The following is a 22,831-nucleotide window of genomic DNA, read 5'->3' on the forward strand; positions in this document are numbered from 1 at the left end:
GGCTGCGGCACCTTACAGTCAGCCCATGGACGCGATCAGGATCTGCTTGTACGTATACGCGGGAGTTTGCTTCGCGACATGGCTGATGTCGGTCCTCACGAGGGAGTACTCGTGGGTCGACCGCATCTGGTCACTCGTTCCGCTCGCCTACACCGGAATCTTCGCCGGCGCGGCAGGCTTCCACGACGCGCGCCTGAACGTCATGTTCGCCCTGGTCACGCTGTGGGGCGCGCGCCTCACCTTCAACTTCGCGCGCAAGGGCGGCTACGCGCGTGGCGGCGAGGACTACCGCTGGGCGGTGCTCCGCGGCCGGATGGCGCCGTGGCAGTTCCAGCTCTTCAACATCTTCTTCATCACGCTGTACCAGAACGCGATCCTGCTGCTGATCACGCTCCCCGCCGACACCGCTCTGAAGCACCGGACGTCATTCAACGTCGCGGACGGCATTCTGACCGTGGTGTTCGCCGCGTTCCTCGTCGGCGAGACGGTGGCGGACCAGCAGCAGTGGCGGTTCCAGCAAGCGAAGCGCGCCGACCTCGACGCCGGCCGCGAGCCGGCGGCACGCTTCGTCACGACCGGCCTGTTCCGCTTCTCGCGCCACCCCAACTTCTTCTTCGAGCAGGCCCAGTGGTGGGTGATCGCCGGATTCGGCGTGGCGGCGGCGCACGCGGTGCCGTGGACGGTCGTCGGCGCGATCCTGCTGACCGCGCTGTTCATCGGCTCGACCCGCTTCACCGAGAGCATCAGCCTCTCGCGGTACCCGGAGTACGCGGACTACCAGCGGCGCACGTCGGCGGTCGTGCCGTGGCGGCCGCGCTGAACCGGATCAGGGCCGTGGCACGCGGCCGGGTGGGCAGGGGTGTACGGACTCGGACGGATTTCGGGACTCAGGGGCCGAGTCCGTGAAGGATCGTCGGAGGCGCGGCATCTACCTGAAGGAGTCCGATGCGTGCGGCCCGACTGGCCGAGATCCGGCAGGAGAAAGAAGAACCCCTTATGTCCGCAGGCCTCGATCGGTATGCCGAATTCCTCGAAAAGCGATATCGCGACGATTTCCGTAAGTCCGACGAGTATTCCATCGCCGAAGTCACCCCGGAGCTGAGGGCACGTATCGCGAGCGGCCAGTTCCGCCGCATCGTCTTCTCGGGAACGGGCTGCTCCGCCCTCGTGTCCGAGGCGATCGGATCGTTCCTCGACGCCTCGGGGGCCGAGGTGGAAGTGCTTGTCTTCAACGACTACGACTTCCCTTATCAGGTCCCTCGCTCTGTGGCGGACGACGAGGGGACTTTGTTCATTATCAGCTCCTCCAGCGAGGATTCGGAGGAGACGGTCAGGGCCTTCAGCGCCCTGGCCGGCCGGTACCACCGCACGCTGCTGCTGACCTCGGGCGGGCAACTGGCCGAGCTGGGCCGGCAGGCCGGTGTCTCGGTGGCGCGGTGGGAGCTGAGCGAACCGGACCGGGAGTATCCGCTCTTCCACGTCGGCCAGTACTTCGCGATCCTGCTGGACATGTTCCCCCGGCTGGGGCTGATCTGCCGGGACCATCAAGCCGAAGTCGCCGCTCTGACGGATGACCTGGCCACGGACTTCACCTCGGCCTGGGAACAGGCGGCCCTGGAAACCGCGCTCCGCTCGCGGGACACGAACATCATCATGCTGGCTTCCTCGACGTGGTACCTGAGTCTGCTGAAGCTCGCGAAGATGCACTTCACCGAGATGGGCATGGCCCCGGGGAGCCGCAGCTTCTTCCAGGAGTTCCGCTACAGCGAGGTGGCGACGTTGTCCGGCCCGGATCGGCGACACAGTGTCCTGCTGTTCCGCGACTCCGACGACGACGCGTACACGCGGAACAAGATGGACGACCTGGTCGGGCTGCTGACTCGCGACATCCCGCAGAACCGGAACCTGACGGTCACCGAGATCACGCTCGACCAACCGACGTTCCTGCGGAAGTACTTCACGGCGCTGGAGTTCGTCCAGCACACGGCGCTGCATCTGGGCAGGTTCCACGACACCCGGCCGCGCGGCTTGATCTCCGAGTCAGCCTGACGTCCGTGTCTGAAGCCATGCCTGAAGTCGTGTCTGAAGTCCGTGCCGGCACACGGCCGTCAGTGCGCGGTCACCGTCACACTGTTCAGCACCACATTGATCTTCGGACGACCGTCGCCGGCGCCGTTGGAGTCGTCCTCGCCGCCGGCGGCGACCTTCGTCACGACGTCCAGGCCGGAGGTGATTGTGCCGAAGGGGGTGTAGTTCGGAAGCAGTGTGGTGTCTTTGTAGACGAGGAAGAACTGGCTGCCGTTGGTGCCCGGGCCGGAGTTGGCCATCGCCACGGTGCCGGCCGGGTAGGTCGCGCCGGCCAGGTTCTCGTCCTGGAACTGGTAGCCGGGGCCGCCGCTGCCGGTGCCGGTCGGGTCGCCGCACTGGAGGACGTAGATCTGCTGCGTCGTCAAGCGGTGGCACTGGCTGCCGTTGTAGAACTTCTGGGCGGCCAGGAAGTTGAAGGAGTTGACCGTATGCGGTGCCTTGGCCGCGTTGAGCGCGATGACGATGTCGCCCTCGCTCGTGTTCAGGGTCATGGTGTACGACTTCTTCGCGTCGATGGTCATCGGCGGCTCGGTGGGCCAGCTCTTGGACCCGCCCGACGCGGCGGGGGCCGACGTCGAGGCGCTGTCCGGGGCGGAGGCGGTATCCGAGCCGGTGTCCGAGGCCGAAGCCGAGGTCGACGCCGTGCCGGAAGCAGGGCTCCCGGTGGACGTCGAGGACCCGGCAGCAGCGGCACCGGCAGCGGAGCCGATCGTGCCGGAGGAGGCACAGCCCGACAGCAGGAACCCGGCCACCGCGGCGAACGCGCCGATCCCAGCTATGTGGCGTCGAGGAGTCTTCACGCGGGCAGGCTACTCCACGGTTTCACGCGCTCACCCGACGAGCCCCGAAACGTGCCGCCGCAGCCGGTCCGCGTGATCGGCGAGATCGGCGTCCACCCGCGGGGGCGGCGCGCCCGCGTCGGCGTCCACGCGGCAGTGCAGGAAGGTGGGACTGCTGACGTCCGCGTGGCGCGCGAGCGCCGTACACAGCGCGTGCTCGTCGTCGGCGCGGAGCGCTTCATCGAAACCGGAACCGCGGGCCCACGCGCCGAAGTCCACGCCGGCGGACGGGGTCGGCTGGCCGCCGGTGGAGTCGTAGACGCCGTCGTCGAGCAGGACGTGCAGCAGCGGAAGGTCCCGGATCGGTCCGGCGATCAGCAGCCCGACGGGATTCATCATGAGGCTGCCGTCGCCGTCCACCACCACCGCGGGTTTCCCGGTCTGGAGCGCGATGCCGACGGCGATCGACGGCGCCAGGCCCATCGAGCCCACCATGTAGAAGTGGTTCGGGCTGTCGCGCAGGTGCCTGGCGATGCGGCAGGTGTAGCCGGTGGTGAAGACGATCGGCGCTTCGGGGAAGGCTTCGATGACGGCCGCGACCGCCGTGGTCTTGTTCACGCCGCCCACCCGAAGGCGTCGGGGGCCACGGTCAGGACCGCGGACCGGTGCTTCGCGGTGGTCAGCTCCGCCAGCTCGGAGATCTGCGCGCGGGCCGGAACCGACGGTTCGAACATCCTGGACTCCAGCCCGAGGACGTCGAGCACCGGCTGGGTGAGCCGGCCCATGGCGGCGTTCTCCGGAGTCATGTCAGGATGCTGACCTCGAAGGCTGACCACGAACAGCACCCGGATCCCGTAGGGCACGACGAGCGAGGCCAGGGCGTTCACCGACTGGCCGAGCCCGGAGTTCTGCATGAGGACCACGGGGCGCGCGCCGGCCAGTTCCGCGCCGGCCGCCAGCCCCACCGCGTTGTCCTCGCGGGGCACCGTGATCAGGCCCGCGCGGCGGGAGAGTTCGGAGTACAGCGGGGCCAGGACGCCGCAGGGGGTGCCGAAGAAGGGCGAGTAGCCCGCGTCGATCATGGCATCGGCGAGATCGGCGGCGAGACCCGTGCCGGGAGCGGTGGCGAGCTCCACCGGATCCGCCGTCGGGATGGGCGTGGTCTGATCGGCCATCAGTCGTCCTTCTTCTCGGTGAGTCGCGTGCCGCGGCGGGCGGCGTTCCGTCCGCGCCCGGCGTCGCGCCGCATGCGGGCCCGTTCCGCGGCCCGGTCCTGCGCCCCGGTGTCCGAACCGTTGTCCAGGAAGGCCGCGTACGACCTGATCGTCGGGAGATGGAAGAGGTCCACGACCCGGACCTCGCGGTCGAGGAGGGCGCCGAGCCGGGACCGCACCGCGACGATGGCCAGCGAATCCCCTCCGGCCTCGAAGAAGTTCTCAGTCAGTCCGACGTCCGAGCGGCCCAGCACCTCGCGCCAGACGGTCGCGACCAGGCCTTCGGTCGCGGTCGCCGGGAGCTGCTCGGCTCCGGTGCGCGGCCGGGCGTCCGGCCGGGCCGGTTCGGAGCCGATGATCCGGGGCGGGTCGGACGAGCCCGCGGTGAGGACGTCCGCATCCGGGAGCGGCGCGGCGGCGAGGGCGGCGTACGGGTCGTCCGTGAACGCGGCGAGCAGATGCTGGTATCCGGAGATCAGCCTGCTGATGCGGTCGGCGTCGTACAGGTCGGGGTTGTAGACGAAGGTCAGCGTGCAGCCGTCGTCCTCGTCGACGAGGTAGACGGTGAGGTCGAACAACGAGCCCGGCAGCGACGGCACGACCGGCTCGCTGCGGGTCCCGGCCAGCTCCAGCCGGGGCTGGGAGAAGTTGAAGACGTTGAACAGCACCTGGATCAGCGGCCCGCGCGCCGGGTCCCGGGGCAGTCGCAGATCCCTGACGAGCTCGTCGAGGGTCGCGCCCGGGTGGGCCAGAGCGGCCTGGAGTTCGCCGCGGCATTCCCGGACCGCCGCGGCGAAGTCCGCGTCGGCGTCCAGGCGCATCCGGAGCGGGACGATGTCCACGAAGAAGCCGATCAGGTCCTCGAACGCGGCGTGCCGGCGGTCCGAGACCGGAGTGCCGATCACCAGGTCGCGGCGGTCCGCCACCCGGGACATGAGCTCGGCGAACGCGGTCAGCAGGATGGTCGCCGGGGTGGTGCCCAGGCGGGCCGACAGCGCGCGGACCCCGCGGTGCACGCCGATCGGCAGCCTGGCCGAGACCCGGGCGCCGCGCCAGGTCTGCTCCGCCGGACGCGGCCGGTCGCGCGGCAGGTCCAGGTGGGACGGCGCGCCGGCCAGGTGCTCGTGCCACCACGCGAGATCAGCGGCGCCACGGCCGCGCTCGCGCCACGCGACGTAGTCGGCGAAGCTCGCGCGCAGCACCGGCGGCTCGGCTCCGGCGTAGATCCGGCCCAGGTCCCGGTACAGGAGGTCCTGGGACCAGCCGTCGAAGACCGCGTGGTGCACGGTCATCAGCAGGTAGTGGTCGTCGTCGGCGACCCGCAGCAGCCGGGCCCGCCACAACGGTCCGGTCGCCAGGTCGAAGCGGGTCCGGGCCTCGCTGGTCAGGGCACTGTCGATGCGCGCGCGCTGCTCAGACTCGGGCAGTCCGGCCAAGTCCTGCACCGGCACCCGCACGTCCGCGGGCGGATCGACGCTCACCGAAGGCTGTCCCTGGAGCACCGGGAAGCGCCAGCGCAGGGGCTCGTGGCGTTCGGTCACGGCCCGCAGCGCGCGGCCCAGCGCGGGGACGTCGAGCGGACCGCGGATCCGCTCGGACATGGTGATGTTGTAGGCGGCGCTGTCCGGGGCGAACTGGTCGATGAACCAGACCCGGCGCTGCCCCGCCGACAACGCCGGCGGATGACCGGTGCTGATCTGCTCGACCACCGCGCCCGGTGCTTCGGCCACGACGGTCGCGAGGCCCGCCGGGGTCCGGGCGTCGAAGACCGCTTCGACGGCCACCTCCCGGCCGAGCTCCTCGCGGATCGCCGCCACCAGCCGCATGGCGGTGAGCGAGTGGCCGCCGGCGTCGAAGAAGTCGTCGTCGGGGGCCGCGCGGGGCACGTCAAGGGCGCGGCACCACAGGTCGCGGATGATGTCGAGCAGCTCCGGCTCGCCGAGGTCGAGCTCGGTGACGGTCTCGACGACGGGGATTGTTTCGGTGATCGTCTCAGCCTCGCCCCGCTCCAGCGCCGCGATCCGCGCGGTGTCCACCTTGCCCGAAGCCGTCGCCGGCAGCCGGTCCAGCACCACCACCCGCGACGGCACGAACGCCGTCGGCAGCCGGTCGGCGCACCAGGCCCGCACGTCGGCAGCCGACAGCGCGTCGGCCGGCGCGATCGCGGCGAGCAGCTCATACCCGCCTGCCGCCGGAACGGCGAAGGCCGCCGCCTGAATCACCGCCGGATGCGCCCGCAGCACCGTCTCGACCTCGCCCGGCTCGACCCGCTGACCGCGGATCTTGATCTGCCGGTCGATCCGGCCCAGGTGCGTCAGCGTGCCGTCAGGGTCCTGAACCACCCGATCGCCGGTCCGGTAGAGCCGGGCGCCGGGCCGGGAGCCGAACGGATCGGGGACGAACCGGTCGGCGGTCGCCCCGGCGGCGCCCAGATAGCCGCGCGCCAGCCCCGGACCGCCGATCAGCAGCTCGCCGGGCGTTCCGGGCGGGACGGGGTCCAGCGCCTCGTCGACGACGTGGACCCGGTGGCCGGCCAGCGGACGGCCGATCGGCAGCGGACCCGGGTGGTCGCCGGCCCCCTCGAACGCCGTGACCTGGACCGTCGTCTCGGTGGGGCCGTAGCAGTTGAAGAACCTGCGGCCGCCGGCGCTCCAGCGGCCCAGCTGTTCCGGCGGCGGCGCCTCATCCCCGGTCATCAGGGTCCTGAATTCCGGGTAGTCGGCCGGGTCGAGCAGCGGCAACAGCATCGGCGGCAGCGACCCGAAGGTGACGCGGTGGCCGATCAGGAAGCGCCGCAGGCGCGCGGGGTCGGTGCGGTCCGGTTCGGCCGCGAGCTGGACCGCGGCGCCGACCCCGAGTGGGACCCACAGATCGAGCACCGACACGTCGAACCCGAAGGAGGCGTAGGCCAGCGTCCGGTCGTGCTCGGTGAGCCCGAAGTCCTCGACCGTCGCAGCGACGAGCGCCGCCACGGCGCGCTGGGTGACCACGACGCCCTTGGGCTCGCCGGTGGATCCGGACGTGTGGATGACGTACGCGGCGTGGTCCGGTCCGGCCGGTCCCGGCGCGATGTCCTCGATCGCTACCGACAACGGCTGGATGCCGGTCAGGTCCAGCCTCCGGGCGCCGATGCCGCCACTGCCGCCGATGCCCTCGGATCCCGGCGCGTCGTCCAGCGCCAGAGCACCCGCCGAATCGACCAGAACGGCCGCCGGGGCGGCGCGCCGAGACAGCCTGAGCAGGCGCTCCGGCGGCTGCGCGGGATCCAGCGGCACGTACGCCGCACCGGCCAGCATCACCCCGAGCATCGCCGCGACCGTCCCCGGCCGGCGGTCGGCGCAGACGACCACCCGGTCCTCCGGGCCGACGCCGACGGCCGCGAGCGCCGCCGCCACACCCGCCGCGGTGCGGACGAGGTCGCCGTACGAAATCCGTAGATCGCCTTGGCTCACCGCGGCCGCGGCCGGTCTGCGCAACGCCGCGGCGAGCACCAGCGCGGGCACCGTGGCGGACTGCCCCCCGGCTCCGGATCGCGCGATCATCTCGGTGAAAACGGCATGCGTCATCGCTTCACTGTCCAACGGACCAGCCAACCCCGTGTCCTCTCTCGGCTGTCGTTGCGCCCTTCCTATCAGGCCGGGACCCGGCGGGAAAGGGGGGTTGCCCGGCTGCGTACCCACGAGTATTCTCGGCGCCGTTCGAGCTCTGAGTTCGAACACTATTGCGATTTGTGGTGTCCGCATGACATATCCGGACACCTCGCACACGGGGCAGGGGCATGAGTGACAAGGGTTTTGTCGTCGTGCTCGGAAGCGGTTCCTTGGCCAGAGCTACGGTGTACGCCTTGGCGACCGCGAACGGGGCACCATTCGAAGTACGCGTCGTGGCGCGCGACAACGCCGCGATCGCAGAGATCTGCGAGGTCGCGGCCGCCCGGGCCGCGCTCGCCGGGTCACCTGCGACTTTCCGGCCGGTACCGGTGCCGGAGTTCACCGAGTCAGTGCTTTACGACACCTTTCGGGAGCTGCGCCCGGACGGGGTCTTCCTGTGTGCGTCCCGGCAGTCGCCGTGGGAGCGGACCACGGATCCGTCGCCGTGGACCGAGTTCGTCCAGCACGCCGGCTACGGCGTCACCGTGCCGTTGCAGGCGCAGTTCGCGCTGGCCGTCGGCCGGGCGGCCGATCGGCCGGGCGTTCGCGGCCGGGACGGCCGGGCCCCGTGGTTCGTGAACGCCTGCCTGCCCGACATCGTCAATCCACTGATAGCGGCGCTGGACGTCCCGGTGCTCTGCGGCATCGGCAACGTCGCGATCCTCGCGGCGTTCCTGCAGGCCGCCGTCGGAGCCCCGGACCAGACGGCGCTGAAGCTCCTGGCCCACCACTACCACCTGCACGCGCCGCACGATCCGGCCGAGGAGGCGCCGGCCTGGCAGGACGAGACCGCGCTGCCGGACGTCGGCACGCTCCTGGCCGCCGGCCGCCGCGTGGAGCGCCGCGAGCTCAACCAGGTCACCGGGCTCGGGGCCGCGACACTGATCGCCGACCTGCTGACCGGCGCCGAACGCGCGACGCACCTGCCGGGGCCGGCCGGGCTGCCCGGCGGCTATCCGGTCCTGGTCCGGGACGGCGAGGTGAGTCTGCGCCTGCCCGCCGGGCTGGACCGCGAGACCGCGATCGCCGCCAACCACCGGGCCTCGATATCGGACGGCGCCGCACTTGATGGAAAGCACCTAAGTTTCTCCCCCGCTGCGTCGGCCGCTCTGCGGCCGCTCGCGCCGGAGCTCGCCGACGGTTTCGGAGTCGACCGGCTCGACACCGCCTGCGAGCAGCTGGCCGGGCTGCGGGCCCGCCTGCGCACGTGACGAGATCCGCACCGGCGCGAGGCACACAACAGCAGTTCTCAGCAGTCCACATCACGCGCGAAACGACACGATCGAATCCGCACTTCGAGGAGCCCTGATGGTCGCCACCCCACGGGCCGGTTCACCGAACCGCTCCCAGCACGCCAACTTGCTGCTGGACTATCCCGACCTGCTGCCGCCGGCGATAGCCGCCTGCACCGACGACCCGGAGCCCCGGGTGGGGAGCGGTCCGTTCAGCCCCGGCTTCCACCTGCCGGAGGCCGGCGACGACGTCCGCGAGTTCTTCAGCGCCGCCACCGCGCGCTGGCAGGAGCTGGGCCACTACCAGGACCACCGCGTCACGCTGCTGGACCTGACCGGGAATCCGGGCACCCAGACCACCAAGACCTTCGCCTCCCTGCTGATCGTCGCCCGGGCCGTGGAGTACATCCGCCGCAGCGGCGAGTCGGTGATGATCTTCTCGCCGACCTCGGCGAACAAGGGCACGGCGCTGCGCGACGCGGTGCTGCGCGCGCTCGACGCCGGACTGGCCGAGCCCGAGCAGCTCCGCGTCGCCACCGTCGCGCCCCGCGGCTGTCTGCCCAAGCTGCGCGGCAGCCGGCTCTCGACCGATCCCGAGCTGCGGGCGCTCAATCCGGTGCTGGTGTATCCGGGCGCCGAGCCCGAAGGGGTCAAGGCGATCGGGCGCGAGTTCGCCGACCGCGACGCCGACCGCCTGTTCGCCGAGCAGGGCTGCCGGCTGTGGTTCTCGCTGGAGTTGGCCAACTACCTGGTCGCCGACACCGCCCGCGCCTTCTTCGAGCAGGCCGTCGACCCGATCCGCGCCGACGGCCCGCAGCGGCTGCACGCGCACGCCGTCTCCAGCGCCTTCGGCCTGCTCGGCTACCACAAGGGCCTGGACGTCCTGGAGTCGGTCGGCCGGTTCGACCCCGCGCTGCGCCCGGCCAGCCTGCTGGTCCAGCACCTGGGGACGCCGGACATGGTCCTGAACCTGCGCCACGGGGACTTCGACCGCGCGAGCCTGCCCGCCTACACCATGGACGGCGGCCTGTACCGACAGGACAGCGACCTCCGGTTCCCGCAGACCACGTTCGACCCGGACGAGGTCCTGGACCCGACCTTCTACACCCACTCCCCCGCGACCTCGCCGGCGATGAACGCCATCATCAAGGGGCACGGCGGCGACGGGATCGTGGTCTCGCTGCACGAGTGCCTGGAGCGGTATCCGTTCGTGCGCCAGTGGCTGGCCCCGACCGGGCGGCCGCTGCCCGCCGACCCGCGGACCCTGCGCGAGTGGTCGCTGACCATGGCGCTCACCGGTGTACTGAACGCCGTCGACCGCGACCTGGTCGACCCCGGCCGCGACCTGGTGGTGCACGGCTCCGGGAGCTACACCACCGCCGACTACGAGCCGCTGGCCGCCGACGCGGTGACCGAGGTGCGCGACGCCGGCGACATCGCGGCGGCGCTGCTGGGCAGCCGATGACGTCCGAACTGCGGGGGGCAGTCGAGGACGAGGCGAGCCTGAAGCTGGACCTGCCAGGCGATGTCACGGTCGGCGAGGCGATTCCGAGGCCGCGCAACAGTGTCCGGACAGCAGGCCTGGTCCTGGATCCGGCGAGCGCCCATCGCGAATCGCCGGACTTCGTGCCCTTCGAAGCCTGCGACGAGACCATCGCGCAGCGCTTCGCCCGCCAGGTCGCGCTCGGCCCGGACCGCCCCGCGGTCCTCGGCGACGACCGCGGACTCAGCTACGCCGAGCTGGCCGCCGAGGCCGGCGGGATCGCCGCGCTCATCGCAGGGCACGGACGCCCCGGCGACCGCGTGGGTCTGCTGATCGAGCACGGCCCGGCGATGATCGCCGCGGTCCTGGGCTCGCTCGGCGCGGGCCGCTGCTACGTGCCGCTGGACCCGGAGTTCCCCGCCGACCGCCTGGCGTACATGGTCGAGCGCTGCGAGATCTCGCTGGTCGTCGCCGACGGGGCCAACGCCGCCAAGGCCGCGGAACTCGGGCAGCCGGTGGTGCTGACCGAGCAGGCCCGGCCCGCGCCCTACCGGCCCGTGGACGCCGATCCGCGCGATCCGGCCTACGTGCTGTTCACTTCCGGTTCGACCGGGCAGCCGAAGGGCGTGGTGCAGAACCACCGCAACGTCCTGCACGGCGTGCGCAACCACATCACCAACCTGCGCATCGCCCCCTCCGACCGCGTCAGCCTCCTGACGTCGTTCGGCTTCGACATGGCCGTCACCGACCTGTTCTCGGCGATCCTGTCCGGCGCCGCGGTGGTCCCGGTCGGCGTCCACCGGCACGGGCTCGCGCGGCTGGCGGCGGCGATCGCCGAGCGCGAGGTGAGCGTCTACCACTCCACACCGACCGTCTTCCGCTACCTGACGGCGGAGCTCGGCGCGGGCCGGCGCCTGCCCTCGGTGCGGGCCGTGGTCCTCGGCGGCGAGGCCGTGACCGCGTTGGACCTGGCCGCGGTGCGCCGCTGCTTCGCCCGGGACTGCGTTCTGGTCAACGGCTACGGCGCGACGGAGGCCAGCTTCGCGGTCCAGAACCATGTGCCACCCGGCGTCCCCGCCGCTGAAGCGGTCCACCACGAAGTGGTGCCGATCGGCAGGAGCCTGCCGGGCTACGAGATAGTGCTGCTGGACGAGCAGGACCGGCCCGCCGAGGCCGGGCAGATCGTGATCCGGAGCCGGTATCTCGCGCTCGGCTACTGGCGGGAGCCGGAGCTGACCGCTGAGAAGTTCGCTGATGAGAGTAGCGGCGGCGAGGGCTTGCGGCTCTACCGCACCGGCGACCTGGCGCGGCGCCTGCCGGACGGACGGATCGTCTATGCCGGGCGCGGCGACCGACAGGTCAAGGTGCGCGGGCATCGGGTGGAGCTCGGCGAGGTCGAGGCACACCTGGCCGCGCTGACCGGGGTGGTCCGGGCGGTCGCGGTGTCCCGGACCGACGCGGCCGGGGCGGTGGAGGTCATCGGCTACGTGCAGGCGACCCGCGGGGGGACCGACCTGGAACCGGCCACCCTGCGGACCGAACTCGCCGAACGGGTGCCCGCCTACCTCGTGCCCGCACGCTTCGTCGTCCTCGAAGAGTTCCCCCTCACCTCGACCGGCAAGGTGGACGTGGCCGCACTGCCCCGGCCGGCGCACCCCGGCACCGGTCCGGCCCCGACGACTCCCACCGAGCGGATCGTCGCGCAGGTGTGGTGCGCCGTCCTCGGCCTGGAAGGCGTCGGGACCACCGACAACTTCTTCGACCTCGGCGGCAACTCGCTGCACCTGGCCCGGGTCCGGCAGCGGCTGGACCGCGACCACGGTCTGTCCGTCCCCACGATCAGCCTGTTCGAGTACCCGTCCGTGGGCACGCTGGCCGCGCATCTGGACGCCGGCGAGGTCCCCGACACCGACGACACCGCCCGGATCGCCGACCGCCTCGCCCGGCGGCGCACCGCCCGGACCCGGTCGGCCGACACCCGCCGCACCGAGGCGGCGGGATGAGCGCCGTGACCGGCGAGGAGATCGCCGTGATCGGGCTGGCCTGCCGGCTCCCGGGGGCGCCGGACGTATCAGCGTTCTGGCAGAACCTGGTCGCCGGTGTCGACTCAGTCCACGATTACACCCGCGAAGAGCTGCTGGAGCTGGGCGTCGGCCCGGGCCTGCTGGACGATCCCGCGCACGTGCCGGCCGGCGGCCGGCTGCCGGGCGTGGAGGACTTCGACGCCGAGTTCTTCGGCTTCGGCCCGGGCGAGGCCGCGCTCACCGACCCGCAGCACCGGCTGTTCCTGGAGGCCGGCTGGACCGCGCTGGAGGACGCCGGATACGACCCGGGCACGTACCCGGGGCCGGTCGGCGTGTTCGGCTCGGCGTCGGTGAACCGGTACTTCCAGTTCCACCTGTTCGGGAACCCGGCGGTGTCCCGGGCCGACCGGGACGACTGGGAGGGCCGGCTGCTGGAGCATCAGGCCGCTGACTACCTGCCGGCGCAGACCGCCTACCGGCTCGGGCTGTCCGGACCGGCGTTGGCCGTGCAGTCGGCGTGCTCGGGATCGCTGACCGCGGTGTGCCTCGCGGCGCAGAGCCTGGGCGACTTCCGGTGCGATCTGGCCCTGGCCGGCGGGGTGAGCGTGACCTGGCCCAGGTACCGGCACACCGTCGGCGGGCTGGTCGCGCGAGACGGGCGCTGCCGCTCCTACGACGCCTCGGGCACCGGAGCCGTCTACGGCAGCGGCGTCGGCGTCGTGGTCCTGAAGCGGCTGGCCGACGCCGAGGCCGACGGCGACCACGTGCACGCGGTCCTGCGCGGCTGGGCGCTGTCCAACGACGGCGCGCAGCGGGCCGGATTCGCCGCACCCGGGCTGTCCGGCCAGACCGCCGCGGCCGCGGAGGCGCTGGCCGTGGCCGAGGTCGGCGCGGACGAGATCGGCCTGGTCGAGGGCAACGGCGGCGGAACCGGCTGGGGCGACGCGATCGAGGTCCAGGCCCTGACCCGGGCCTGGCGGGCGGCCGGCGCCCAGGCGACGGCGGCCTGCGCGCTGGGCTCGGTGAAGACCAACGTGGGGCACCTCGACGCGGCCTCCGGCGTGGCCGGTCTGATCAAGGCGGTGCTGGCCGTCCGGGAAGGGATGATCCCGGCGAGTCTGCACTTCGACAAGCCGAACCCGGAAGCCGGTCTGGAGGACAGCCCCTTCTTCGTGCCCACCGAGACGATCGCGTGGCCGGCCGATTCAGCGAATCTGCGACTGGCCGCCGTCTGCGCGGCCGGGCTCGGCGGTTCCAACGCGCACGTGATCGTCGAACAGCCGCCCGCGCGCCCGGCGGCCGAACGTCGGCCGGGACCGTGGCCGCTGCCGCTGTCGGCGGCCTCACCGCAAGCCCTCGCCGAACAGATCGAGCGCTTGCGCACATACCTGGCCGACCATCCCGACGTCGATCTCGCCGACGTCTCCTTCACTCTGGCCATGGGACGCAGAGCCTTGCGACACCGCTTCGCAGTGGTCTGTGACGACGTCGCCGAGGCCATCGCAATGCTCGACCCGGAGTCGGCCCCGAACCCCGGGCCCGGAACCGTGGCGGAGCTGACCCGGCAGTGGATGCTCGGCACCGACGTGGACTGGCGCGGCGTGGTCTCGGGTCGCCGCATTCCGTTGCCCGGCTACCCCTTCCAGCGGGTCCGGCACTGGATCGACGCGCCCGCCGCGACCGCCGACCGTCCCGGAGTGAACGCGTGACGCCGCCGATGTGGTTCTCCGAAGCAGGCGCCCATGACACCGGCCAGGCCGCCGACCTGTTCTGCCTCCCCTACGCCGGCGGCGGCGCCTCGGTGTTCCGGCGCTGGCCGGCGTCGTTCATCCCGGACGTCAGGGTCCTGCCGGTGCAGCTCCCGGGCCGGGAGACCCGGATCGCCGAGCCGCCGGAGTTCGACGCCGCCACGGTCGCGGCGGCGATCGCGGACCGAGTGGACCGGCCGTTCGCGCTGTTCGGGCACTCCCTCGGCGGCCGGCTGGCCTTCGAGGTGGTGCGCGAGTTCCGCCGCACCGGCGCTCCGTTGCCGTCCGCGGTCTACGTCTCGGGGTGTCGTCCGCCGGATGTGCGCGTCGACGGACCGTTCGACAAGCTGTCGCGGCTCGATGACGCGGAACTGCTGGACCGGGTCGTCGAGGGCGGCGGTGTATCGGCCGAAGTACGGGCCGAACCGGAGCTGCTGGATCTGCTCCTGCCGACCCTGCGCGCCGACTTCGCGTGGCTGGACGACTACGTCTACCAGTCCGAATCCCCGCTTCCCGTCCGGATCACCGCCTTCGCCGGTCAGGCCGATCGAGCCGCCGCCCCGGACGCGATGGCCGGCTGGGCCCGCCACACCACCGCCGGGTTCGCCCTGCATCCGTTGGCCGGCGGGCACTTCTTCCTCCACGACCAGATCCCCCGGATCGCCTCGGTGATCCGCGCCGATCTGCGAACCCTGACTCACGCGGGAGGCCGCTGATGACCGGCGCCCACAGCGTCCCGCTCGGCGACACCGGATGGTCGGTGTGGCGCGAGGTCCTGCTGCGGACCACCGGGTTCCCGGCGGACGGCCTGGACCGGTTCGGCGCAACCGCCGCTGCGAAAGCCGCCGACGCCCTGCTGGCCGGCCCCGGCCCAGACGCCGACGCCGACGCCGCGCTGCGCGCCGGCCTCGACCGGGAGCTGGCGGCCGCCGCCGCGGCCGAGTCGGCGCGGATCGCCGAGATCGTCGCCGATCCGCTCTTCCGCGAGGCCCTGGCCTGGCAGAACAGCTCGATGCAGACCTGCCTGGACAGCCTGTCGTCCGGCCGCCCGATGAAACGCAGGATCCTGCGAAGGCGGGAGCGGGCCATCGCCCGGTACTGGCAGCGGTACTGCGCCAAGAACGAGACCATCGGCTTCTTCGGGCCGGTGTGCTGGGGATCGATCGGCGCGGACGAGGCCGCCGTGGTGCGGGCTGACCCCGGGCCGGCCCTGGTGCGGGACCGGAAGGTCTTCTTCGAGCACTGGGCCCTGGACGCCTACGCGCAGACCCTCGTCGCGGATCCGGAGGTCCGCGCCTTCCTGCCTCCGGCGCTGCTTTCGCACTTCACCCTGGACGGCGACACGGTGCTGCGTCCCGCGCAGCCGCCGCTGACGCTCCTGCCCGCCGAGGCCGAGCTGGTCCGGCGGTGCACCGGCGCCCCGGCCGCGACCGTCGTCGCGGGCCTGGTCGAAGACAGGGTTCTGCGACGGGCCGAGGACGGCTCGGCGATGCTCGGCCGACTCGTCGAGCGCGGCGTCCTGACCTGGGACGCCGACCTGCCGATCGGCCCCGGCGCCGAGGACGTCCTGGCCGGCCGGATCGCCGCGGTCGCCGACGAGGCGGCGCGCGCCCGGGCACTGGCCGGCTTCCAGCGGCTGCAGGACGCCCGGGACAAGGTCGCCACGGCAGCCGGGGACGCCGAGGCCGTGCGCTCGGCGCTGGAATTCCTGGCCGCCGAGTTCGTCGCCCTGACCGGCCGGGACGCCACCCGGAGCGCGGGCCAGACCTACGCCGGCCGGACGCTGTGCGTCGAGGACACCGTCCGCGACCTCGACGTGGTGGTGGGCCGGCGGCTGCTCGACGACATCGCGGCGCCGCTGGAACCGCTGCTGCTGGCCGCGCGCTGGCTCAGCGCGGAGTTGGCGCGGACGCACTCGGAGGCGTTGCGCGCGCTGTTCGACGACTTGGCCGCGGCCGAGCCGGAGAAGCCGGTGAGCCTGGCCGATCTGTGGTTCCTGGCGCAGGGGCTCTGGTACGGCAGCGGGCCGCGGCCGGTGGACGTGGTCGCCGCCGACTTCGCCCGGCGCTGGTCGGCGCTGTTCGGGCTGGATGGATCGGACCAGGCCGACATCGTCCTGTCCGCCGCCGAGGTGCGCGCCCGCGTGGCGGAACTGTTCCCGGCCGAGCACCCGGGCTGGTCCGCCGGCCGGCTGCACAGCCCGGACCTGCAGATCTGCGCGCCGGACCTGGAAGCCGTCAACCGCGGCGAATACCTGGTCGTGCTCGGCGAACTGCACGTGGCCTGGGCCACGTTCGACTGCTCCGCGCTCACGGTGTGCCATCCCCGGCCCGAGGACCTGGCCGCCGCGCTGGCCGAGGATCTCGGCGAGCACCGGATCCGGCTGCTCTACCCGGCCGACTGGCCGCGCACCACCTCGCGGCTCGTCGACAGCCTGGACGGTCCGACGGACTACCGGCTCGGCATCGCCGCCGCGCCCGGCGCCGACCGGGAGCACCTGCTCCCCGTCACCTCGGTCACCGTAGCCGACGTCGGCGGCACGTTGGTCGCGAGCGCGGCCGACGGTCGCACGTGGCCGCTGCTGGAGATCTTCTCCACTCTGTTGGCGACGCACGCCGTGGACGGGTTCAAGACCACGGCGGCCGGCAACACCCCGCGGATCACCGTGGACCGGCTCGTCGTGGCCCGGCGGACCTGGCGGACCACGGTCGGCCGAACCGGGTTGGCCGAGGCGTCCGGAGAAGCCGACCAGTACCTGGCCGCGCGCGGCTGGCGCGCGGCCCTGGGGCTGCCGGACCGGGCGTTCGTCAAGGTCGGTACCGAGGTGAAGCCCTTCTACGTCGATCTGACCAGTCCGACCGTCGTCTCCATGCTCTGCCAGACGGTCCGCCGCGCGCAGGAGGTCGCCGGGCCCGAGGTGTCTGTCACGGTCAGCGAGATGCTGCCGGACACGGACCAGGCGTGGGTCCCGGACCGGGCCGGCCGCCGCTATTTCAGTGAACTGCGTTTGCACATCACCGACCCAGAACCAGCGCCGCCCTCGGGCGCCGAGCGATCGGAGGACCGCGATGCCGGCCACCGTTGATGCCATAGACGTTGATGACACAGACGTTGATGACACAGACGTTGATGACAAAGACTTCGACGACTTCTCGGAGGGCGTCGAACCGATCGCGATCGTGGGGATGGCCGCCCGGGTCCCCGGCGCGGACAACATCGACGCCTTCTGGCGGAACCTCGTCGACGGCGTCGAGTCGATCACCTTCTTCTCCCGCGACGAACTGCTGGCGGCCGGCGTCGATCCGGACGAGCTCGACGATCCCGGCTACGTCCCGGCCGCGCCGATCTGCGACCACATGACGGACTTCGACCACGACCTGTTCGGCATGTCGCCGCGCGAGGCCGACATCGCCGACCCGCAGCACCGGATGTTCCTGGAGACGGCGCACAGCGCGCTGGAGGACAGCGGCTACGACCCGGCCCGCTACCCCGGGACGATCGGCGTCTACGCCGGAACCGGCGCGGACGCCTACATGTGGCTGAACCTGAAGGCCGACCCCCAGCTGTGGTCGGCGATCGCCGGCGGGCTGTCGATCGCGACGTCCAACCAGCCGGACTACGTCGCGACGTCGGTCTCCTACAAGCTGAACCTGCGCGGTCCGAGCATGACGGTGCACACCGCCTGCTCGACCTCGATGGTCGCGATCCACCTGGCGGCCGAGGCGCTGCGCAACGGCGAGTGCGACATGGCGCTGGCCGGCGGGGTGTGCGTGGAGCTGCCCTACATCACCGGTTACCAGGCGGTCGAGGGCTACACCTCGCCCGACGGCCACTGCCGGCCGTTCGAGGCCCGGGCCGCCGGCACGCTGTGGGGCAGCGGCGCCGGGGTGGTCCTGCTCAAGCGGCTCGACCAGGCGCTCGCCGACGGCGACCACATCAGGGCCGTGATCCGCGGCGAGGCGGTGAACAACGACGGGTCGGCGAAGGTGGGCTTCTCCGCGCCGAGCGTCGAGGGCCAGACCGAGGCGGTGGCCCAGGCGGTCGCGGTGTCCGGGGTGGACCCGCGGAGCATCGGCTACGTCGAGGCGCACGGCACCGGCACGGCGCTCGGCGACCCGATCGAGGTGGCGGCGCTGACCGCGGCCTACGGGCACGGCAGCGCCGAACGCGGCTGGTGCGCCCTGGGCTCGGTCAAGTCGAACATCGGCCACCTGAGCCAGGCCGCGGGCGTGGTCGGGGTCATCAAGGCCACGCTGGCGTTACAGCACCGGCTGATCCCGCCGACGGTCAACTTCCAGACACCGAATCCGGCGATCGACTTCGACGACACCCCGTTCCACGTGGTGTCGAACCTGACCGCATGGGACGGCGACGGCGGGCCGCGGCGGGCCGGCGTCAGCTCGTTCGGGATCGGCGGCACCAACGCGCATTTGATCCTGCAGGAGGCGCCGGCCGCCGGGGCCACCAGCACCACCGGGACCACCGAGCGCGCGGCGGACCGGCCGCCCCGGCTGCTGACCCTGTCGGCCCGCACCGCGCCGGCCCTGGCGGCGGCGGTCACCCGGCTCGCCGACCATCTGGCCGCGAACCCCGAGCTCGACCTGAACGACGTGGTCCACACCCTGCGGGTCGGCCGGGCTCGGCATCCGCAGCGGGCCGCGGTCGTCGCCGCCGACGCCGCGGACGCCGTCGCCGCCCTGCGCGACCAGTCCCGGCTGCTCACCGCGCGGGCCGAGGGCACCGCGCCGTCGGTCGCGTTCTTGTTCTCCGGCCAGGGTTCGCAGTCCGCCGGGGTCGGCGCGCGGCTGTATCGCAGCGAGCCGGTGTTCGCCGCCGCCGTCGACGAGTGCTGCGAACTGCTGCGGCCGCACCTGGACGTGGATCTGCGGGACCTGATCTGCGCCGAGGGCGAGGCGTTGGCGGCGGCGCAGGACGCGCTGCGCGAGACCCGCGTCACCCAGCCGGCGCTGTTCGTGCTCGAATACGCCCTGGCCGAGCTGTGGCGCAGCCGCGGCGTCCGGCCGGGCGCGATGATCGGCCACTCCATCGGCGAATACGTGGCGGCCACCTTGTCCGGGGTCTTCGAGCTGCCGGACGCGCTGCGGCTGGTGGCCGGGCGCGGCGCGCTGATGCAGTCGGTGCGCCCCGGCGCGATGCTCGCGGTGACCTTGGACGAGGCCGAGCTGCGCGACCTGCTCCCGCCGGAGCTGTCGCTGGCGGCCGTGAACGGGCCGCGCGCCTGCGTGGTGGCCGGCCCGACCGAGGCCGTCGAGGCGTTCGCCAAGCAGCTGGCCGCCGGGCCGGCCAAGGTCCAGACCCGGATGCTGCGGACCTCCCACGCGTTCCACTCGGCGATGATGGACCCGGTTGTCGAGAAGTTCGCCGCGCTCGTGGAATCGGTTCCGCGCCGGGCGCCGCAGACTCCGTTCCTGTCCAACGTGACCGGGGACTGGATCACCGCCGAGCAGGCCGAGGACCCCGGGTACTGGGCCGGGCACCTGCGCGGGACGGTACGGTTCGGCGACTGCGTCGCCCGGCTGCTGTCCGAGGGCACCTGGACGCTCGTCGAGTGCGGTCCGGGCCGCCAGCTCGCCGGTCTGGCCCGGATGCAGACCGACCGGACGTCCCCGCCGCTGGCGAGCCTGCCGGGCAAGCCCGAGACCGAGTTGGCGGACTTCGAGCGGACCGCCGGCGCGCTGTGGATCGCCGGTGTCCCGGTCGAGCTGCCGGAAGTCGGCCGCCGGATTCCGCTGCCGACGTATCCCTACCAGCGGGTGCGGCACTGGATCGATCCGGTGCCCGAGGCGGTCGGCGCGCACCCCGGTCCGAGCCGGTCCAAGCCGGGCAAGACGGCGCCGGTCAGCCGGTGGTTCGCGGTGCCGACCCGGCGCCAGCTGCCGCCGGACCCCCGGATCGCGGACTTCGACAGTGCCCTGGCTTTCGTGGCCGGGCCGCTCGGCGAAGCGCTGGTCGCCGAGCTGCGGCGGCGCGGCGTGGCGGTGACCGAGGTCCGGCCGGGCACCGGGTTCGACCGCGACGGCGCGGTGGTCACCGTGCGCGCCACGGAACCGGAGGACTACCGGGCCTTAGTGGCCGACGGGCTGCCGGGGCGGATCGTGCACGCGTGGGCCCTGGACGGCGAGGCGGCCGGGTCCGATCTGGCCGCCGCCGCACTGGCCCAGGACCACGGCTTCCTCAGCGTTCTGACACTGGTCCAGGCGCTCGCCGCGGACGAGCAGAGCGCCGGTGTGCACCTCGACGTGGTGTCGGCCGGAGCCGAGGACGTGCTCGGCGGCGACCTGACCCGGCCGGAGCACGCGACGCTGGCCGGCATCACGCGAGTGCTGCCGCTGGAGATGCCTGAGCGCACGGTCCGGCGGATCGACGCCGATCCGGCCGGCTCGGCTAGTGAACTGGTCGCCGAACTACGACGGCCCGCAGGAGCGGAAACCGTGGCCCTGCGCGGTGGAAGGCGCTGGGTTGTCGACTACGAACAGGTCGAGGTGCCGGACACCCCACAAAATCAGGAGCCTGAAACAGCCGAAGGCGCGCGCTGGCTGATCACCGGCGGTACCGGCGGCATCGGCATCACCCTGGCCGAGGACCTGGTCAATCGGACCCGGGCGCGGGTCGCGCTGCTGGCCCGCTCCCCGCTGCCGGATCGGGCCGCGTGGGACGACCACCTCGCCGTGTACGGGACCGGCGACCGGACCGGCCGCACCATCGCGGCCGTCCGCCGCATGGAAGCGCTCGGCGGCGAGGTCCTGGTGCTGGCCGGCGACGTCGCGGATCCGGCGGACCTGCGCCGGGTCCGGGAGCAGATCATCGAGCGCTTCGGCGGGCTGGACGGCATCGTGCACGCGGCCGGCGTGGCCGGCGGCGGCATGCTGGAGATCAAGGAGCGCGCCACCGCGCTGTCGGTGCTCGAACCCAAGATCTCCGGAACGCTCGCGCTGTTCCAGGCCTTCGGCGACCTCGACCTGGACACCGTGGCGCTGTGTTCCTCGGTGACCTCGGTGGCCGGCGGCTTCGGGCAGGTCGACTACTGCGCGGCCAACGCCTTCCTCGACGCCTACGCCCGCAGCGAGCACGGCTGGAAGGCCCGGGTCGTCTCGCTGAACTGGGGCGGCTGGCTGGAGGTCGGCATGGCGGTGGAGACACCGCAGCCGGGCGCGGCGGCGACCGCGACAGCCACCGCCGCCGGCCGGCTCGCGGGCCCGGGCGTCGCGATGGACCACCCGGTGCTGACCGAACGCGGCGCGGGCTGGGCCCGCGGCCGGGTGTCGGCGGCGACGCAGTGGGTCCTGGACGAGCACCGGATCGACGGCGTCCCGGTCCTGCCCGGCACCGGCCATCTGGAGTGCGCGCGGGCCGCGATCGGCGGGGATCCGGAACGCCCGGCCGATCGCGTGCTGGAGCTGCGCGACGTGGCCTTCGTCGAGCCCTTCGCCGTCCCGGACGGCACCCTCGCGGAGTATCGCGTGCAGTGGTCGGACGGCACGTTCCGCACGGTCAGCGTCTCCGGCGGCCGCACCCGGATGCACGTCCGGGGCGCCTACGGCTGGATCGACCCGGGCCCGGCGCCGCGCCACGACCCGGCGGCGATGGCCGAGCGGTTCACGAAGGCCGACGCGGCGGTCGCCGAGACCGAGTCCGGGCGGACCAGCATCCTGACGTTCGGCCCGCGCTGGGAGTCCCTGGCCGAGCACCGCGTCGGCGACGGCGAGGAACTGGCGCTGATCGCGGCGCCGGAGGCCGCCGCCGGCGACCTGTCCCGGTGGGACCTGCACCCGGCGCTGCTCGACGTCGCGACCTCGTTCGGCTCCTCCCGGGGCGAGGGCTCCTACCTGCCGCTCGGCTACGGCAGCCTGCTCGTGCGGGCCCCGCTGCCGGCCCGGTTCCACGCACACATGACCTACCGCGGCGACGCCGGCACCGAGGTGCTGGCCTGCGACGTCACGCTGTTCGACGAGACCGGCCGGGAACTGGCCGCGATCGGCGACTTCGTGCTGCGCCGCGTCGACCCCGGCGCGGTCGCCGCCGACCTGGCCGGCACCGCGACCGAGACCCGCGTCGTGGAGCAGGGCCCTGACACCGGCGGCGGCATCGCACCCGCCGACGGCGCGGAGGCGTTCGTCCGCGTCCTGACCACCGACCTCGGAGCCCAGGTCGTCATCCATCCCCGGCCGGTCGCGGAGATCATCGCGCGGGTGCGGCAGGAGCGGCCCGAGACCATGGCCGACGGCGTCCAGTCCTCGGCCGCGGCCGACGGCTCGGACGGCGCGGCGCGGGCCCTGGACACGGACGCGGCCGGCTACGTCGCCCCGCGCACCGAGGTGGAGCGGGCGCTGGTGGAGAGCTGGACGGAGGTGCTGGGCGTGCCCCGGGTCGGGGTCGAGGACGACTTCTTCGAACTCGGCGGCAACTCCCTGATCGCGGTCCAACTGGTCACGCGGATGCGCAAGGCCGTCGGCGTCCGGCTGCCGATGCGCAGCCTGTTCGAGACCCCGACCGTCGCCGGGCTCGCCGCCCGGGTGGAGCAGATGCGGGCGGACGAGAGCCCGGCGCCGACCACCATCCCGCGCGTCCGGCGCGCCTGAGGCCTGAAGGAGG

General features: G+C 72.8%; 13 protein-coding genes. 9 read left to right on the plus strand and 4 right to left on the minus strand.

Going from position 1 to position 22,831, the window contains the following annotated elements:
• Positions 1-25 precede the first annotated feature (25 nt).
• Entirely contained in the window at positions 26-820 is a 795-nt protein-coding gene (locus ABH935_RS12680; RefSeq protein WP_370378048.1) for a DUF1295 domain-containing protein, read from the plus strand.
• Between the two features lie 125 nt (positions 821-945).
• Complete coding sequence (locus tag ABH935_RS12685; protein ID WP_370378049.1) at positions 946-2,049, plus strand: hypothetical protein; 1,104 nt, start codon at positions 946-948, stop codon at positions 2,047-2,049.
• Between the two features lie 59 nt (positions 2,050-2,108).
• Here ABH935_RS12685 and ABH935_RS12690 read toward each other — a convergent pair whose 3' ends face one another.
• Genes ABH935_RS12690 through ABH935_RS12705 form a run of 4 tightly spaced genes read right to left on the minus strand, consistent with a single transcriptional unit; the run spans position 2,109 to position 7,647 of the window.
• A complete protein-coding gene (locus ABH935_RS12690) occupies positions 2,109-2,888 on the minus strand; it encodes a peptidylprolyl isomerase (RefSeq protein WP_370378050.1) in 780 nt (259 codons plus the stop codon).
• Between the two features lie 30 nt (positions 2,889-2,918).
• The gene (locus ABH935_RS12695; RefSeq protein ID WP_370378051.1) at positions 2,919-3,485 is read right to left on the minus strand and encodes a thiamine pyrophosphate-dependent enzyme; all 567 of its coding nucleotides are present in this window, start codon (positions 3,483-3,485) and stop codon (positions 2,919-2,921) included.
• Entirely contained in the window at positions 3,482-4,042 is a 561-nt protein-coding gene (locus ABH935_RS12700; RefSeq protein ID WP_370378052.1) for a thiamine pyrophosphate-binding protein, read from the minus strand. Before ABH935_RS12700 ends, ABH935_RS12695 begins: the two co-directional genes overlap by 4 nt.
• The gene (locus ABH935_RS12705; protein WP_370378053.1) at positions 4,042-7,647 is read right to left on the minus strand and encodes an amino acid adenylation domain-containing protein; all 3,606 of its coding nucleotides are present in this window, start codon (positions 7,645-7,647) and stop codon (positions 4,042-4,044) included. Before ABH935_RS12705 ends, ABH935_RS12700 begins: the two co-directional genes overlap by 1 nt.
• 278 nt (positions 7,648-7,925) lie before the next feature.
• Between ABH935_RS12705 and ABH935_RS12710 the strand changes: the two genes are divergently transcribed.
• The 7 genes from ABH935_RS12710 to ABH935_RS12740 all read left to right on the plus strand — a co-directional run bounded on the left by ABH935_RS12710 (position 7,926) and on the right by ABH935_RS12740 (position 22,818).
• Complete coding sequence (locus tag ABH935_RS12710; RefSeq protein ID WP_370378054.1) at positions 7,926-8,942, plus strand: potassium transporter TrkA; 1,017 nt, start codon at positions 7,926-7,928, stop codon at positions 8,940-8,942.
• A 97-nt stretch (positions 8,943-9,039) separates the two neighbouring features.
• Positions 9,040-10,428, plus strand: a complete 1,389-nt coding sequence (locus ABH935_RS12715; protein WP_370378055.1) for a DUF6002 family protein — start codon at positions 9,040-9,042, stop codon at positions 10,426-10,428.
• Positions 10,425-12,449 (plus strand): amino acid adenylation domain-containing protein, encoded by a 2,025-nt coding sequence (locus ABH935_RS12720; RefSeq protein ID WP_370378056.1) that lies wholly within the window; start codon positions 10,425-10,427, stop codon positions 12,447-12,449. The genes ABH935_RS12715 and ABH935_RS12720 overlap by 4 nt, the downstream gene beginning before the upstream one ends.
• Entirely contained in the window at positions 12,446-14,179 is a 1,734-nt protein-coding gene (locus ABH935_RS12725) for a beta-ketoacyl synthase N-terminal-like domain-containing protein (protein WP_370378057.1), read from the plus strand. Before ABH935_RS12720 ends, ABH935_RS12725 begins: the two co-directional genes overlap by 4 nt.
• Entirely contained in the window at positions 14,176-14,934 is a 759-nt protein-coding gene (locus tag ABH935_RS12730; protein ID WP_370378058.1) for a thioesterase II family protein, read from the plus strand. Before ABH935_RS12725 ends, ABH935_RS12730 begins: the two co-directional genes overlap by 4 nt.
• Positions 14,934-17,303, plus strand: coding sequence for a lantibiotic dehydratase (locus ABH935_RS12735; RefSeq protein ID WP_370378059.1), 2,370 nt, complete (start codon positions 14,934-14,936; stop codon positions 17,301-17,303). The genes ABH935_RS12730 and ABH935_RS12735 overlap by 1 nt, the downstream gene beginning before the upstream one ends.
• On the plus strand, positions 17,287-22,818 hold the full coding sequence (locus ABH935_RS12740) for an SDR family NAD(P)-dependent oxidoreductase (protein ID WP_370378060.1): 5,532 nt from the start codon (positions 17,287-17,289) through the stop codon (positions 22,816-22,818). The genes ABH935_RS12735 and ABH935_RS12740 overlap by 17 nt, the downstream gene beginning before the upstream one ends.
• The last annotated feature ends 13 nt before the right edge of the window (positions 22,819-22,831 follow it).

The organism is Catenulispora sp. GAS73, assembly GCF_041262085.1.
Taxonomy (GTDB): domain Bacteria; phylum Actinomycetota; class Actinomycetes; order Streptomycetales; family Catenulisporaceae; genus Catenulispora.